Source organism: Nonomuraea sp. NPDC003707 (genome assembly GCF_053587055.1).
Genome location: NZ_JBSFNK010000043.1, coordinates 13,132 through 27,442, shown reverse-complemented (window position 1 = coordinate 27,442; position 14,311 = coordinate 13,132). Strand labels below are relative to the sequence as shown.

Below are 14,311 nucleotides of genomic sequence, written 5' to 3'. Positions count from 1 at the left end.
CTTGAGTCGTTGCTCCTTGACGGCGGCGATGGCGTCCGCCGTCAAGGCGCAACTGGCCGTGCGCGGTCGTAGCCGGGGGAATCCTCAGCCGTCCACGACGGCTGATCCGGCTAGGTGGTGCGCACCTCCACCTCGTCGGTGAAGGACCAGGCGCTGCCGGCCGGCTCGACGGTGATCCGGACGTAGCGGGCGGTGGTGTTCAGCCCGAGGAGACGGTACGTGCGGGCCTGGTCGGCGTCCCCGGCCGCGGGGGCGGCCACGGAACCGGCCGCCGTGTACGACGATCCGTTGGCCGACACCTCGTAGGTCACCTTCTTCGGCAAGAAGATGTAGACACTCTTGGTCTGCAGCCAGTCGCTGCGCAGCTCCTTGATCGTCTTCTGCGCGCCGAGGTCCACGGTGATCGAGTAGGTGGCGCCGGTGTTGCGGCCCTGCCAGGCGGCGTCGCCGTACGACGCCGCGCCGTACGCGCCGTCGGTCAGCTCGCCACCGCCGTCGGGATAGGACGGGGAGGCGGCGAGCGACACCGTGTACGGCCGGCCCGCTGCCAGGTTGACCGGGTTGCTCGGCGCGGCCGGGGTCGTGGCGGAGGCCGAGCCGCTCGCGGCCGACTGGTTGCCGGCCGCGTCGAAGGCCCGCAGCGTGTAGGTGTAGGCCGTGGACGGGTCCAGCCCCGCGTCGGTGAAGGTGGTGGCCGTGCCGTACAACGTCTTGACCGGCGTGCCGTTCCTGGTGATCCGGTATCCGGCGATGCCCACGGCGTCGGTCGCGGCGCTCCATGAGAGCGTGACGGTCAGCGGGTCGGTGGCGGTGGCGGTCAGCCCGGAGGGCGCGGTGGGCGCGGTCGACTCGACGGACCCGGTGGCCAGGTAGTCGCGGTAGGTCCGGTCGTAGATGGGCGCGACCTGCAGGGGGCTCTGGTAGTGGTCGTAGGAGAAGCTCCAGTAGGAGCTCACGTACGGCTGCACGGCCTGGAGGTCGTCGACCACACCCTTGATCGGCATCGGCTGGAAGTCGAGGTTGAAGGTCTCGCTGTCGGCCCAGAGCTGTGTGGCGGGCCGGGCGGCGGTGATCGCGTTCTTGGTGGCCGCGAACCAGGCCGCGAGCTGGCCCGCGGTGGCGTGTCCCGCGCCGACGCCGTCCTGCAGGGCGATCACGTCGATCGGGCTCGTGGCCAGGATCGTGGTCCACATGCTCTGCCACTGCGCGGTGGTGAGCCCGCCGGCGGTGTTGAAGAACGGGGAGATCACGACGGGTTTGCCGGGGCTGAGGGCGTGCAGGTGGTCGGCGACCTTCTTGTAGAAGGCGGCCATCGCGTTCTGGCTCGCGGTCGTGGTGAAGTTCCAGTTGTCGACCTCGAACGACAGGTACCAGCCGGCGAGCGAGGCGTGGGTCCGGTATTTCGCCCACAGGTCGTCGGCCAGGTTGTTGGCGATCGTGGCCTCGTTGTCGAGCCAGGCTGGGTCGTTGGCGTAGGTGTTCCACCAGTCGTCGTTGACCTGGAGGCCCAGGTAGACGGTCATGCCCGCGCGGTCGGCGGTGGAGAGGGCGGCCCCGACCACGTCGGTCGTCGTGGACTGGCCGTAGAGCGCGGACGGGTAGACGGCAGTCCCGGCCTTGCTGTCGGCCGTCCACTGCAGGACGAGCTGGCTCATGCAGGCGCGGGTGAGGTATCCGAGCTCCTGGTCCCAGGTGGCGGAGGTCCAGGTGTCGCCGAGGCCGGGCTGCAGGAACGACCCGGCGAAACGCGGCGTGGCGGTGCACGTTGCCGCACCGGCGGGGCCCGCGACGGCCAGCAGGCTCATGACGAGGGATAAGACGGCTAGAACGCGGCGCATGACGATCCGTTCTCGAGATGGGACAGGGCTTCCAGGCCCGCGCCGACCAGCCCCGCGTCCGTACCGAGTGAGGCCGGGAGTATCGGTGCGGCGGACGGGCCCGGCAGGGTCTCGGCGCGGTAGGCGGCCTCCATCGGCCGGAGCAGCGCCGGGCCGAGCATCGAGACCCCGCCCGCGATGACGATCGCGTCGGGGTCGATCAGGTTGGCGGCGCCGGCCAGCACGCGGCCCATGAGCGTCGCCGCGTCGGTGATCACGTGGGAGCCGAGCCGGCCGATCTCGGTGAGCGGGAGCGCCTGACCGGTCTCCTCCCGGTAGGCGCGTTCGATCGCGGGTCCGGACGCGTGGGCCTCGATGTGGTCGAGCGCTCCGCACGAGCAGCGCACGCCCGCGGTCGTCGGTGCGGGGAGGTGGCCGATGCTGCCCGCGGTTCCCGAGACCCCCGTCCGGACCCGGCCCTCGACGCACACCGCGCCGCCGATGCCCGTTCCGATGGCGACGACCAGCGCCGTACGGGCGTCGCGGGCGGCCCCGGCCCGCGCCTCGGCGGCTCCGGCGGCATGGCAGTCGTTCAGGACGACCGTGGGGAGCGCGAGCGTGCGCTCGGCGGCGCCCTTGACGTCGGTGCCCGCCCAGCCGGTGAGCAGGTCGGTCGCCGAGGCGATGCGCCCCCGCGGATCGACGGTGCCGGCGGTGCCGATCCCGCAGACCGCGGCCCGCTTCACCAGCGGCCGGGCGAGCTCGAAGACGGTCTCGAGGATCTCCGGACCGGCGGGGGTGGCCGTCCTGCGGTGCTCGACGAGCGTGCCGTCCGCCGCCACGAGCCCAGCCGCGATCTTGGTGCCGCCGATGTCGACGGCCAGCGCGAGCGGCGTCATCGCGATGCCGCGGTGGCCAGGCGCCGGGTGATGGAGATGGGGTCGGTGATCGCGCCGCCGACCACGACGGCCCACGCGCCTGCCGCGAACGCCTGCCGTACCTGCTGCTCGGTGCGGTAGCGGCCCTCGGCGATCACCCGCACCCCGCGCGAGGCGAGCGCGCCGACCAGGTGCAGGTCGGGGTCGTGCGGCGTGGGGAGTTGGCGGGCGGTGTAGCCGGACAGCGTGGTGCCGACGACGTCCGCGCCCGCCGCCCAGGCGTCCAGGCCCTCGTCGAGGGTCGAGACGTCCCCCATGACGGGCAGGCCCAGCGCGTGGATCTCCTCGATCAGCTTCAGCCCCGGCCCGGGGGTCTCCGGCGTGAGGTCCACGGCGATCATGTCCGCGCCGGCCTCGGCGAGCCCGGCCGCCAGCTCCAGCGTCGGCGTGATCACGTCCCGGTGGCCGTGCCTGACCTTGTGCAGGCCGATGACCGGCGATGTCGTACGGCGGCGCACCGCGGCGACGTCCTCGGCCGAGTTGACCCGCAGCCCGGCCGCCCCGCCGAGCACGGCGCACTCGGCCAGCCGGGCGATCACCTCGGGATCGCGTAACGGATGCCCGGCCGGAGCCTGGCAGGAGACGACCAGCCCGCCGCGCAGCTCCTTCATTTGAGTGCCCCCGTGGAGACGCCGCCCACGAAGTAGCGCTGACCGGCGATGAAGATCAGCAGGGCGGGGATCGTGAACATGACGCAGGCGGCCATCAGCGGCCCCCAGGCGACGTCGTGCTCGGCGAAGAAGGCGTACAGACCGATGGACAAGGTGTACTTCTCGCTGTCGTTGAGGTAGATGAGCGGGTTGAGGAAGTCCGTCCACGTCCACACGAACTGGAAGACCGCGGAGGTCACCAGCGCGGGACGGGCCAGCGGCAGCACGATCGACCAGTAGATGCGCAGCTCGTTCGCGCCGTCGAGGCGGGCGGCGGCGATCAGGTCGTTCGGCACGCTCATCAGGAACTGACGGATCATGAAGATGAGGAACGGCGTGCCGAAGAAGGCGGGGGCGATCAGCGGCCAGTACGTGTCGCCCGCGTTCAGCCCGTTCCACAGCAGGTAGACGGGGATCATGGTGACCTGCGGCGGCAACATCATCGTGGCGAGCACCACGGCAAGCAGCGCGCTGCGCCCACGCCACGTCACCTTCGACAGCGAGTAGGCGACCAGCGGGCAGGCCAGCAGCGTGCCGATCACGTTGGCGGCCGAGATGAACAGCGTGTTGCCGAGGTAACGCCAGATCGGGATCTGCTCGAAGGCGGCGGCGAAGTTGTCCCACGTCCACTCGGCCGGCAGCAGCCGGGGCGGCGCGTGGAAGATGTCGCCGGGCAGCTTGAACGCCGTGCTCAGCATCGCCAGGAACGGGAAGACGAACAGCAGCACGAGCCCGGCGACCGCCAGCCGCCGGCCGTTAGCGCGAACCATAGTGCACCCACCTGCGCGAGCTCAGCAGCAGCAGGGCCGTGATGATCAGCGTGACGAGGAACAGCACCCACGCCATGGCCGAGGCGTAGCCCATCTTCAGGAACACGAACGCGTTCTGGAACAGGTACATGGAGTAGCTGAGCATGGTGTCCCCCGGGCCGCCGCTGCTGGTGTTGAGGCGCTCCTGCGTGAGCAGGTACGGCTGCGCGAAGATCTGCAGGAATCCGATGAAGGTGACGATGACCTGGAAGAGCGTGATCGGCGACAACATCGGCCAGGTGACGTGCCGGAACCGGCGCCACGTCCCGGCCCCGTCGATGGCCGCGGCCTCGTACAACTCGGCGGGCACGTCCTTGAGCGCCGCCAAATAGATGACCATGGTGCCGCCGACCGTCCACAGCGACATCAGCACGATCGCGGGCCGCGACCAGTCGGGGCTCTCCAGCCACAGCGGGGCGGGCAGCCCGAGCAGGCCGAGCCCCCAGTTGACGAAGCCGTACTGGGCGTTGAGCAGCCACCGCCACAGGTAGCCGCCGACCACGACCGGCACGATCGTCGGCAGATAGACCAGCGCCCGGAACAGCGGCTGCCCGCGCACCGGCAGATTGAGCACGTGCGCCCCGGCCAGCGCGATCCCGATGGTCAGCGGGACGCCGAGCGCGGTGAGGTAGAGCGTGTTGCCCAGGCTCTGCCACAGCCGCTCGTCGCCCAGCATCCTCGTGTAGTTGGCCAGGCCGACACCCTGCGGGTCCTGGAACAGGTTGAAGTCGGTGAAGCTGTAGCGGAAGGAGGCCAGGATCGGGTACGCGATGAACACCGCGAACCCGACCAGGAAGGGGGAGGCGAACGCCAGCCCCTTGACCAGCCCCCTCCCCTCAGCCCTTCGCATAACCCGACGCCCGGCCGGCCACCTTGGCCATCGCCTCCTCGGGCGTCGCCGTGTCCCTGGCGACGGAGTCGAAGGCGCTCTCGAGGTCGGTGGCGTACTCGGCGGCGTACGGTGCGCTGGACAGCGAGCGGACCTTGGGCGACTTCATCGCCGTCAGCCAGGCGTCGAAGTTCGCGATCTTCGCGTACGCGGGGTCGCCGGCCAGGCCCGTACGGGCGGGCAGGTTCCCCAGGGCGAGGCTCAGCTCGCGCGCCGCGCTCTCCGAGACCATGTACTTCAGGAAGGCGGCGGCCTCCTGCCGGTGCTTGGAGTTGGCCGGGATGAACAGCGTGCTCGCGGTCAGCTGGGTGGTGCCGTCGAGGTCGGGCCGGGCGACGGGGATGGGGCTGACGCCCCACTCGAGCCCGGGCGCGTTCTTCGGGATCGACACGGCCTGCCACTCGCCGTCGATGACCATGGCGACCTTGCCGGTGTAGAAGGGGTCCTGAGCCGACATGTACTGGCCCCACCCGGCCTTGAACGCGCTGACCTTGTCGGCGCCGTACTTCTTGGTGATGTTGTCCTGCCAGAACCTCAGCGCCGCCAGGTTGCCGGGATCGCCGGGGGTCGGGGCCGGGTTGGCCGGTTCGGTGCCGTCCCAGGTGCCGCCGAAGGCGTAGCCGAGCGTGGTGATGGAGGTCGAGAGGCTGGGGTTGCCCAGGCCGAGCTGGGTGATGGCGCCCTTGCCGTCGGTCTTGGTGAGCTTGGGGATGGCCGCGGCGAGCTCGTCCATGGTCGTGGGCGGCTGGACCCCGGCCGCGGTGAGCAGTTTCTTGTTGTAGACGAGCTGGAACGTGTGCACGGCGATCGGCAGCGCGTACGTCTGGCCCTTGTAGCGCATCTGGTCCATGGCGGCGGGTGCGAACGCGCCCGTGTCGACTCCCTGGCCCTTGAGCAGGTCGTCCAGCGGGGCAAGGACGCCCTTGGCCGCCCACGAGCCGACGGTGTTGCCGAAGTTGTCGGAGATGTCGAAGGTGCCGTTGGCGCTGGACATCGAGGCGAGCTGCTTCTGGGCGTCCGGGCTCGACACGCCCTTCACGGTGATCTTGTTCTGGCCGGCGTTGAAGGCGGCGATGAGCTTCTCGATCGCCTCGCCCTCCGGCCCGGACCAGAGGTAGGAGAACGTGATCGTCGTCTTGCCACCGGATTCGGCGGCGTTGCCGGAGCAGGCCGCCAGCGCGGCAACGAGCACTAAGGGCATGCCCACTTTGACGATCTTCATCTCTCGCTCCTCGGAAAATGCCGTAATTGCTGTGATTGGTATAGGCCAGCCGAGGGGAAGTGGTCAAGATATTGGAGTACACCAATTCTGGGTTAGACTCCTGGGCCATGAAGACGGAACGCCCCCCGGCCAAGTCTGAGCAACTCCGTCAGCACCTGGTGGACCTCCTGCTCGGCGAGCTGGCCCCGCACGCGCAGCTGCCCACCGAGCGGAGCCTGGCCGAGGAGTTCTCGGTCAGCCGGCTCACCGTGCGCCGGGTGCTGGACCAGCTCGAGCGGGAGGGGCGGGTCTACCGGGTCCAGGGGTCGGGCACGTTCGCGAGCGAGCCGCGCATCCGCAAGTCCGTCGAGCTGACCTCCTTCAGCGAGGACATGCGCTCGCGCGGCCTGCGTCCCGGGTCGCTCGAGGTCGGCTGCGAGCGGATCCCGGCGGGCGCCGACATCGGCTACGCGCTGCAGATCAGCCCGTCGTCGCAGGTCCTGCACATCCGCCGGGTCCGCACCGCCGACGACGAGCCCATGTGCCTGGAGCGCTGCTACCTGCCCGGCGAGCTCGTGCCCGACGACCTGGGGCCGGAGGAGCTGCACGGCTCGCTGTACGAGGCGCTGTCGGCCCGCTACGGGCTGACCCTGCACCGGGCCGAGCAGACGATCAAGGCGACCGTGCTGGATCCGGACGACGCGCAGGCCCTCGGCGCGCCGCCGTTCTCCCCTGCCTTCCTGGTGCAACGCACCGGCTTCGACGCCCGCGGCCGGGCCATCGAGCGCGCCGACTCGCTCTACCGGGGAGATCGCTACTCCTACCAGCTCACCATCTACCGCGACCCCCAGTAGGAAGTCCCACCGCCATGCACATCGCCCTGCTGCCCCTCGACGAGCGCCCGGTCAACACCCGCCTGCCCGCCGACGTCGCGGCCATCGCCGGCGCGCGGCTCAGCCTGCCCGACGCCGGGCTGCTGCCGTCCATGCGGATCCCCGGCAAGGCCGGGCCGCTCGGCGACTGGCTGCTCGACCAGGACGTCGACGCCGCGGTGGTCTGCCTGGAGACGCTGGTGCACGGCGGCCTCATCCCGTCCAGGACCAGCGCGGACGACACACTGACCGTCCTCGACCGGCTCGGCGTGCTGCGCGAGCTCCGCCAGGCCCGGCCCGGCCTGCCCGTCGCGGCGGTCTCGCTGGTCACCAGGGCCAGCGACAGCTACCACGGCGACGAGGAGCCGCCCTACTGGCCGCGGTTCGGCCGCGAGCTGCACGCGTACGGCGGGCTGCTCCACCGCGCGCACCTGGCCGACATCACCGGAGACGAGCCGCCCGCCGACGAGCTCACCGGCCGGATCCCCGCTGAGATCCGGGCCGACTTCGAGCTGCGCCGCCTGCGCAACCACGTCGTCAACCTGGAGGCCCTGCGGCTGCTCGCGGAAGGCGTCGTCGACCCGCTGCTCATCACCGCCGACGACACGGCCGTGCATTCGGCGGGCTCGGTCGAGCAGGGCTGGCTGCGGCACTGGGCCCGGGCCCTCGATCCGGCCGGCACCCTGCTGATGTACCCGGGCGCGGACGAGGTCGGCGCGGTGCTGGTCGCCCGCGCGCTCGCGGCCCGGCACGGCCGCCCGATCCGCATCGGCGTGGTCAGCGGCGACCCGGCCGGGCTCGACGTCGTCGCCGCCTACGAGAACCTGCCGGCCGGCGCGGGCGCGCGACGGCAGATCCTCGCCGCCGGCGCCCAGGTGGCTTCCCCGGGCCAGGACGCCGACGTCGCCCTGGTCCTGCACACCCCGGACCCGGCCCGTACCGACTGGTTCGGCAACCCGCCCGGTCCGGACCCCGCCGCGGTCGCGGCGACGGTTCGCGCGGTCCGCGAGTCCGGCGTCCCGGTCGCGCTGGCGGACGTCCGTCACACCAACGGCGGCGACCCGGACCTGATCACGGCGCTGCAGGCGGAAGGCCTCGTGGACGGCCTGGTGGCCTACGGCGGCTGGAACACCGCGGGCAACACGATCGGCTCGGTGGTCGCCGCGGCCGTGGCGACCGTCGTCGGGACCAGGGAGCACACCCTCGACCGTACGGCCGCCCGCCGCCTCCTGCTGCACCGCCTCACCGAGGACTACGGCTACCAGGCCGTCGTCCGCGCCACCGGCCCCGACGCCGCCGCGGCCCGCGAGCAGCTCCAGCCGATCCTGCACGGGTTCGACCCGGACTGGACGATCGAAGACGTCACGTTCCCCTGGAACCGATCCTTCGAGATCGACTTCACGCTTGTCCGGCGGCGCGGCCCGCACGCTCTCCTCGGCGGCCTCAGTCCCTCAACCGGCTCATTTCAGAGATCGCCTCAGAGATCGCCGACGATCAAGTAAGCTCACCCGAATTCGGGGGCTTGATCAGTCAAATTCGTCGTGCCTGTTGGAGGACGATCGTGAACGGGGAAACGAACATGAGCCCGGAGGTGCGGCGGCTCGGATCGCCTGGCCTGGTCAGACAGCCGGACCTGCGGGCCGCGCTGACCATGCTGGCCGCAGGTCCGGCCGGGCTCGTGATCAACGGGGGCGCGGGGGCGGGCAAGAGCGCCCTGGCTCGCCAGGTGCTCGGGCGGCTTCAGGCCGATGGCTGGGGAGCAGCCGCCGTGGTGGGCAGATGGGCACCGCAAACGCTGTTCCGAGGTGTCACAGAGGCCTTCTTAGGTTGGGGCGAGGAGCTCTCCCCGGAACAAGCGCGCATCATAGGGACCCTCGGCCTGGCTCCGTCGGACGACGCCATGTTGGAGACGACCTGCCAACTCCTGAAGAGCTTCCCCCTCGTCCTGCTCTTCGACGACCTGGGCCAGAACCTCGGCGGCACGGGCTACCTGGATCCCGGCTTCGGCGAGGTCTTCGACCGACTGTGCCAGGCCGCCGACCGGGGCCGGGTGCTGGTGACCAGCCGGACGCCGCTACCGGCGTCGACCGCGGGCAACCGGCTCGGTGTCCTGCGGCTCGACCCTTTGGACCTCACCGCGGGAACCGAGCTGGCAGCCGGACTGCCCTTCCTGTCCACAGTGGATCCGGTCACCCGCGAGCGAGTGGTCCGCGCGACCGCGGCGCATCCACGGTCCCTGCAGCTGGTCGACGCCTGGCTGTCCGCGAACCCCGAGAGTGCGGGGGCGCGGCTCGCGGCCGTGACTCAGGGGGCCGCACCGCCCGACCTCATCATGGCCGAGCTGACAGGGCAACAGCGAGAGACCCTGCTCCAGGCCGCGATCTCCACCTTCCCCGTCACCGCGTACGACCTGGCCATCGCCTGCGACACCAGCAAGCCGGACCGGAGGGAGCGCCCGAAGCCCAGGCGGGCGGCGCTCGACAGCGTGCAGGCCACCGCGGCCCGGCTCGCCGAGCTCGGACTGCTCAACGCGTGGGAGGGGTGGGACGGGGACACCGTCTACGTCGCCGACCGCTGGATCGCGGAGATGCTGGCGCCGCACCAGGGCCCGGCGATCGCCGACCGTCACGAACGCGCCATGAACATGCACTACAGCCGCACGCACGGCGACGGCACGTTCGACGACTACGTCGGGGTCTGCCGGCACCTGGTGGCGGTCGACGGGATGGGGGACCTGACACACTTCGTCCTCGCCGTCATCGAGAGCCTGGAGCCAGACTTCGAGTACGCGGGGATGGCGCTCCTGGGAGAGATCGCGCCGTACGTGTCGGCGGCCAACGGCCATCACCGTCCCATCCGTGACAATCTGGTCGCCATGTTGATCCGGCACAACTTCCCGCGCGCCGCGCGAGAGGTGGCCGAACGGTCGCTGTCCGCCGTCAAGGAGTGGGCCGTCACCCACCCGCAGCGCGACGAGGCCAGGTTCTGCCTCGGCGCCGCGCACGACACCTGCGGCCAGGCCCGGTTCGCCGACGGCCAGTTGGTGGCGGCCGAGGCCGTGCTCACGGTCGCCGTGGACATCTACCACGAGCTCGCGGCCGAGCACCCGACCTTCATGGAAGCAGACCAGCGGCTCGCCAACTCGTTGCAGCACCTCGGCGAGGTGTACCGCGCGCTCGACCTGCCGGAGCACAAGGACAAGGAATACGAGATCTGGGCCGAGTGCTCTGCGATCCGTACCCGGCTCTTCCAGGCGAATACGAGCCCGCAAACGGCCATGGAGGCCGGTCTGGCCTTCCGACGCCTCGCCGACCTGGCCAAGGGCAACGGCGATCGGGACAACGCACTGAAACTGCTGAGCACCCGCCTCGCGATGACGGAGGCGATGGCGGACATGTATCCGTACGATGAGGAGCTCGCCGCGGAACTCGCCGGCGCGAGGGAGGACGTCGCCGCGCTCGACGCCTACACCACCGACGGTCCTGAGCGGGTGGGGCATCTCGACGGGGAGGCCGGCGTGGCGACGGTTATCGGGATCCTGAGGCAGGGGCCGTTCGCCTTCAATCAGTGGCGCGCCGACAACCCGGAGGAGGAACTCGACCTTTCCGGCGCCGATCTGCGCGGATTGGACCTCGACAAGATGGTCTTCGCCGGTGCCAACCTCGCCGGCGCGGATCTGTCGCGAGCCTCCGCACGCGGCGCCATCTTCTCCGGTGCCGACCTGACCGGCGCCAATCTGGCCGGCGCCGACCTCACCAGGGCGGGGTTCGGCTTCAGCGAGATGGTCAACGCGACCATCGCCTTCACTCGGCTGGGCAGTGCGATGATCCAGCCGGCGACCTTGACCGATGCGGTCTTCACCGGTGCGATCCTCGACCACACTTCGTTCCGTGAGTGTGATCTGGACGGCGTCGACCTGCGGGGATGCGACCTGAGCACGCTGGATCTCAAGCGCTCCGGCCTGGACGGCGCGATCACCGGCATGCCGTAGCACCGCCTGAAGACGGCGGGGCGGCCTTCACGCGTCGTCGAAGTCGGCTTCGAGCTGGTAGGCGACGTGCCCGCCGAGGTCTTGCTCGGGATGGTTGTACCGCAGCGTGGTGGCGATGCTGGCGTGCCGGGCGGCGGCCTGCACCTTGTCGGGTGCGATGCCCAGGGCGAAGGCGTGGGTGATGTACGTGGAGCGCAGCATGTGCGGGTGCAGCTCCGCGGCGCGCTCGGCAGGGATGCCGCCCAGCCGGGCGGCCTCGCGCAGCGCGTCACGGGCCCACCAGCGGTCGATGGGCCACCCGTCGCGCTTGCTGAACAGCAGCTCGGTGGCGGCGCGGCCGGCCAGCAGCGGTTTGAGCAGCTCCGTGGCCAGCGTCGGCAGCGGGAGCAGTTCCTCCATGCCGCCCTTGTTGCGGAAGGAGACGGTCAGATGCCGGACGCCGTGGAAGTCGACGAGCGTGCGGATGTCGCCCACGGTCAGCGCGAGCAGCGAGCCGCTGCGGGTTCCGAGCCCGGCCAGCATGGCCACCGCGGCGGCCGCGTCCGGGCGGGTCTCGGCGAGCATGCGCGCCCCTTCACGCACCTGTCCGGCCTCCGTCTTGGACAGCGGGAACGTGCGGCCCCCTCGGGGCGTGGGCGGCGGCTCCACGTACATGGCCGGGTTGTGGTCGTTCGCGCGGCGACGGTGGGCGTACTTGAAGAAGGAGCGCAGCGTGGTGATGCGCTTGGCGACGGTGCTGGCCGCCAGCGGGGTGCCGGGCTCGCGCACGCCGTGGCGCAGCCGTCCGTTCAGCGCGTCGTCCTTGTAGGCCTGCAAATGGTCCTCGGTGACGGCCAGCAGCCCAGGCGGGCGTTGCTGGGCGTCCAGCGTGTTCAGCCAGGCCAGGAACCCGGACAGGGCGGCCAGGTAGGTGCGGCGGGTCTCGGCGGTCTTCAGGCTCTGCAGCCAGGTCGCCGCCGCGTGCCACGCGACCGGGTCGAGAGCGTCGATACGGTCGACGTCGTGCCCGGCCACCTCACCGCGATCGCCGCGGTGGCGGCGCGGCGACAGCCCGGCGATCTCGCCGACGCTGCGCACCAGCGCTCTCGGCGGCGGCGCGACGTCCTGGTCGTGTACGCGCATGGCGGGCGCGGGCAGGCCGGGTTCCGCCGTGGCGTGGCCGGTGGGGCCGTGCGAGGCGTCGCCGGGCCGGAGGATCGCCGAGGGCTGCAGCGGTTCGGCGGGGTCGGGGCGGCGGTGGGCGGGGTGGTGATCGCCGGCGGTGTCGTTCGAGGTCATGGCATGTTCACCGTGGGATGGTCCGTGGCGGACGTCAGCGGGCGATCGCGCAGGTTTACGTCACCGCCGGTGATCACGGCGTCCGAACTGCAGCAATGCCTCATGACCGCCGCCCTGCCTGGAGCATCTGGTGATCCTATATTGGTGATCGTTTCTGGTGCACGTCGCAGGCCAAGCGGTCACCATGATCTGAACCTCTCCCGGCCACTCTAATAACAGAGCACGCGCTCCGAAATGATGTATCTTGTGGGTTGCCCATTCTGACCGGAGCCATTACCGAAAGTAATGAGGCAGCGGCAGGAAACAGCGATCTGGGACAGGAATTCCATGCGAAAAGGGTTAGTCAGCGCTCTCTTGGCGGGTGTGATGCTCGCCACCGTGACCACCACGGCCGCCTCGGCCAAACCGGACCCCCAGCCGGCCGCCCCCGCCCCGGTCAGCTGGGCGGCGTGCGGCGACCATGGCGGCGAGTGCGCCACGATCAAGGTGCCGGTCGACTACGCGAACCCCTCGGGCCCGACCCTTGACCTGGCGATCGGCCGGCTCAAGGCGCTCAATCCGGCCAAGCGGATCGGCGTGCTGATCGTGCACCCGGGCGGGCCCGACGCCTCCGGGATCAACCCGTTCATCCTCCGCAACGCCATCCCCGCCGAGAGCGCGTTGCGCCAGTACTTCGACCTGGTCAGCGTGGACCCGCGGGGCGTCGCCCGGAGCAACCCGATCCAGTGCGACCGGGACCTGGTGGAGCGGATGCCGGTCACCTACCCGGCCGACGAGAGCGAGTACGAGGCCTGGCTGGCCTACAACGCGAAGCTGTCGCAGAACTGCCGCGAGCGCACCGGCCCGGTGTTCGACCACGTGGACACCACGAGCGCCGCCCGTGACGTGGACGCCATCCGCGCCGCGCTGGGCGAACGGCAGATCAGCTTCTTCGCCATCTCGTACGGCACCCAGGTCGGCCAGCAGTACGCGGAGCTGTTCCCGCGCAACCTGCGGGCCATGGCGATCGACTCGAACATGGACCACAGCATCACCTCCGCCTTCCGCTACCTGCAGACGACCACCGAGGACTTCGAGGGCTCGTTCAAGGCGTTCGTCACGTGGTGCGGCCAGACGCAGGCCTGCCCGCTCAACGGCGAGAACGTCACGGCGATCTGGGACGGGCTGCACCGCAAGGCGGCCGAGGGGACGCTGAAGGACCCCTCCACCGGTGATCCGATCACGGCCGAGCAGCTGCGCATGTTCCTGTTCGAGGGCATGTACGACCCGGCGGGCAGCTGGTTCGAGGTCGCGACGACCCTGAAGGCCCTCGATGCCGGCAAGCCCGCCACCCTCCGCGCCTTCGCCACGCCGAAGGCGGAGACCGTCAGTTACGCCTACCCGGCCATCTGGTGCTCCGACTGGAAGTGGCAGATCAGCAGCTTCAGGGAGCTCGACCAGTACCGCAAGGCGCTCGAGGCGCTCTACCCGCACACCAAGCTCTCACCGTTCTGGTCGGACGTCGTCTACTGTCTGGGCTGGCAGGGCAAGGTCACCAACCCTCAGCACCGGCTGGACATTTCGGGGGCCCCGCCGGTCCTGCTGCCCAAGGCCCGCCGCGACGTCGGCACCCCGGCGGCCTGGAACTACGCCGCGGCCGCGCAGATCCCCAACGCCAGGATCCTGGAGTACGACGGCGTGGGCCACGGCCAGTACCGCAACAGCACCTGCGCCCGCAACCACATCGAGACGTACCTGACGAGCCTGAAGCTGCCGCCGAACGGCACGCACTGCGCTCCCGAGTACCCCTCGCAACCGCCCACCTCCGTGCGCGGCGTCCAAGAGAAGCGCCCGCTCTCGGTGACCGGCCGACCCCTGCACTGAACT

The 14,311-nt window shown here is 70.7% G+C and carries 11 protein-coding genes; 4 read left to right on the top strand and 7 right to left on the bottom strand.

Annotated elements, in window-relative coordinates; genetic code table 11:
* Positions 1–110: 110 nt before the first annotated feature.
* The 6 genes from ACWDRB_RS57325 to ACWDRB_RS57300 are packed head-to-tail and all read right to left on the bottom strand — an operon-like array spanning position 111 to position 6,325.
* Complete coding sequence (locus ACWDRB_RS57325; protein ID WP_449909663.1) at positions 111–1,838, bottom strand: DUF4434 domain-containing protein; 1,728 nt, start codon at positions 1,836–1,838, stop codon at positions 111–113.
* Complete coding sequence (locus ACWDRB_RS57320; protein ID WP_449909660.1) at positions 1,823–2,716, bottom strand: ROK family protein; 894 nt, start codon at positions 2,714–2,716, stop codon at positions 1,823–1,825. The genes ACWDRB_RS57325 and ACWDRB_RS57320 overlap by 16 nt, the downstream gene beginning before the upstream one ends.
* Positions 2,713–3,366 carry an N-acetylmannosamine-6-phosphate 2-epimerase gene (locus ACWDRB_RS57315; RefSeq protein WP_449909657.1) on the bottom strand — a complete coding sequence of 218 codons (654 nt, stop codon included), beginning with the start codon at positions 3,364–3,366 and terminating at the stop codon, positions 2,713–2,715. The genes ACWDRB_RS57320 and ACWDRB_RS57315 overlap by 4 nt, the downstream gene beginning before the upstream one ends.
* Complete coding sequence (locus ACWDRB_RS57310; protein ID WP_364265426.1) at positions 3,363–4,175, bottom strand: carbohydrate ABC transporter permease; 813 nt, start codon at positions 4,173–4,175, stop codon at positions 3,363–3,365. Before ACWDRB_RS57310 ends, ACWDRB_RS57315 begins: the two co-directional genes overlap by 4 nt.
* Entirely contained in the window at positions 4,162–5,064 is a 903-nt protein-coding gene (locus tag ACWDRB_RS57305) for a carbohydrate ABC transporter permease (RefSeq protein WP_449909654.1), read from the bottom strand. Before ACWDRB_RS57305 ends, ACWDRB_RS57310 begins: the two co-directional genes overlap by 14 nt.
* Entirely contained in the window at positions 5,051–6,325 is a 1,275-nt protein-coding gene (locus tag ACWDRB_RS57300) for an ABC transporter substrate-binding protein (protein WP_449909651.1), read from the bottom strand. The genes ACWDRB_RS57305 and ACWDRB_RS57300 overlap by 14 nt, the downstream gene beginning before the upstream one ends.
* A gap of 107 nt (positions 6,326–6,432) precedes the next feature.
* Between ACWDRB_RS57300 and ACWDRB_RS57295 the strand changes: the two genes are divergently transcribed.
* The 3 genes from ACWDRB_RS57295 to ACWDRB_RS57285 are packed head-to-tail and all read left to right on the top strand — an operon-like array spanning position 6,433 to position 11,167.
* Entirely contained in the window at positions 6,433–7,158 is a 726-nt protein-coding gene (locus tag ACWDRB_RS57295; RefSeq protein WP_449909648.1) for a GntR family transcriptional regulator, read from the top strand.
* Positions 7,159–7,172: 14 nt separating this feature from the next.
* Entirely contained in the window at positions 7,173–8,678 is a 1,506-nt protein-coding gene (locus tag ACWDRB_RS57290; RefSeq protein ID WP_449909645.1) for a DUF4127 family protein, read from the top strand.
* A 59-nt stretch (positions 8,679–8,737) separates the two neighbouring features.
* Positions 8,738–11,167: a pentapeptide repeat-containing protein gene (locus tag ACWDRB_RS57285; RefSeq protein ID WP_449909641.1), complete on the top strand. Its 2,430-nt coding sequence runs from the start codon at positions 8,738–8,740 to the stop codon at positions 11,165–11,167.
* Positions 11,168–11,194: 27 nt separating this feature from the next.
* Here the strand turns inward: ACWDRB_RS57285 and ACWDRB_RS57280 are convergent, their stop codons facing one another.
* The gene (locus ACWDRB_RS57280) at positions 11,195–12,445 is read right to left on the bottom strand and encodes a tyrosine-type recombinase/integrase (protein ID WP_449909638.1); all 1,251 of its coding nucleotides are present in this window, start codon (positions 12,443–12,445) and stop codon (positions 11,195–11,197) included.
* A 378-nt stretch (positions 12,446–12,823) separates the two neighbouring features.
* Here ACWDRB_RS57280 and ACWDRB_RS57275 point away from each other — a divergent pair, with 378 nt between their 5' ends.
* Complete coding sequence (locus ACWDRB_RS57275; RefSeq protein WP_449909635.1) at positions 12,824–14,308, top strand: alpha/beta fold hydrolase; 1,485 nt, start codon at positions 12,824–12,826, stop codon at positions 14,306–14,308.
* Positions 14,309–14,311 lie beyond the last annotated feature (3 nt).

Excerpts from the sequence above, each read along its gene's own strand:
- ACWDRB_RS57295 (WP_449909648.1), top strand. The coding sequence starts at position 6,433 with ATGAAGACGGAACGCCCCCCGGCCAAGTCTGAGCAACTCCGTCAGCAC.
- ACWDRB_RS57325 (WP_449909663.1), bottom strand. The coding sequence starts at position 1,838 with ATGCGCCGCGTTCTAGCCGTCTTATCCCTCGTCATGAGCCTGCTGGCC.
- ACWDRB_RS57315 (WP_449909657.1), bottom strand. The coding sequence starts at position 3,366 with ATGAAGGAGCTGCGCGGCGGGCTGGTCGTCTCCTGCCAGGCTCCGGCC.
- ACWDRB_RS57305 (WP_449909654.1), bottom strand. The coding sequence starts at position 5,064 with ATGCGAAGGGCTGAGGGGAGGGGGCTGGTCAAGGGGCTGGCGTTCGCC.
- ACWDRB_RS57320 (WP_449909660.1), bottom strand. The coding sequence starts at position 2,716 with ATGACGCCGCTCGCGCTGGCCGTCGACATCGGCGGCACCAAGATCGCG.
- ACWDRB_RS57300 (WP_449909651.1), bottom strand. The coding sequence starts at position 6,325 with ATGAAGATCGTCAAAGTGGGCATGCCCTTAGTGCTCGTTGCCGCGCTG.
- ACWDRB_RS57310 (WP_364265426.1), bottom strand. The coding sequence starts at position 4,175 with ATGGTTCGCGCTAACGGCCGGCGGCTGGCGGTCGCCGGGCTCGTGCTG.
- ACWDRB_RS57290 (WP_449909645.1), top strand. The coding sequence starts at position 7,173 with ATGCACATCGCCCTGCTGCCCCTCGACGAGCGCCCGGTCAACACCCGC.
- ACWDRB_RS57280 (WP_449909638.1), bottom strand. The coding sequence starts at position 12,445 with ATGACCTCGAACGACACCGCCGGCGATCACCACCCCGCCCACCGCCGC.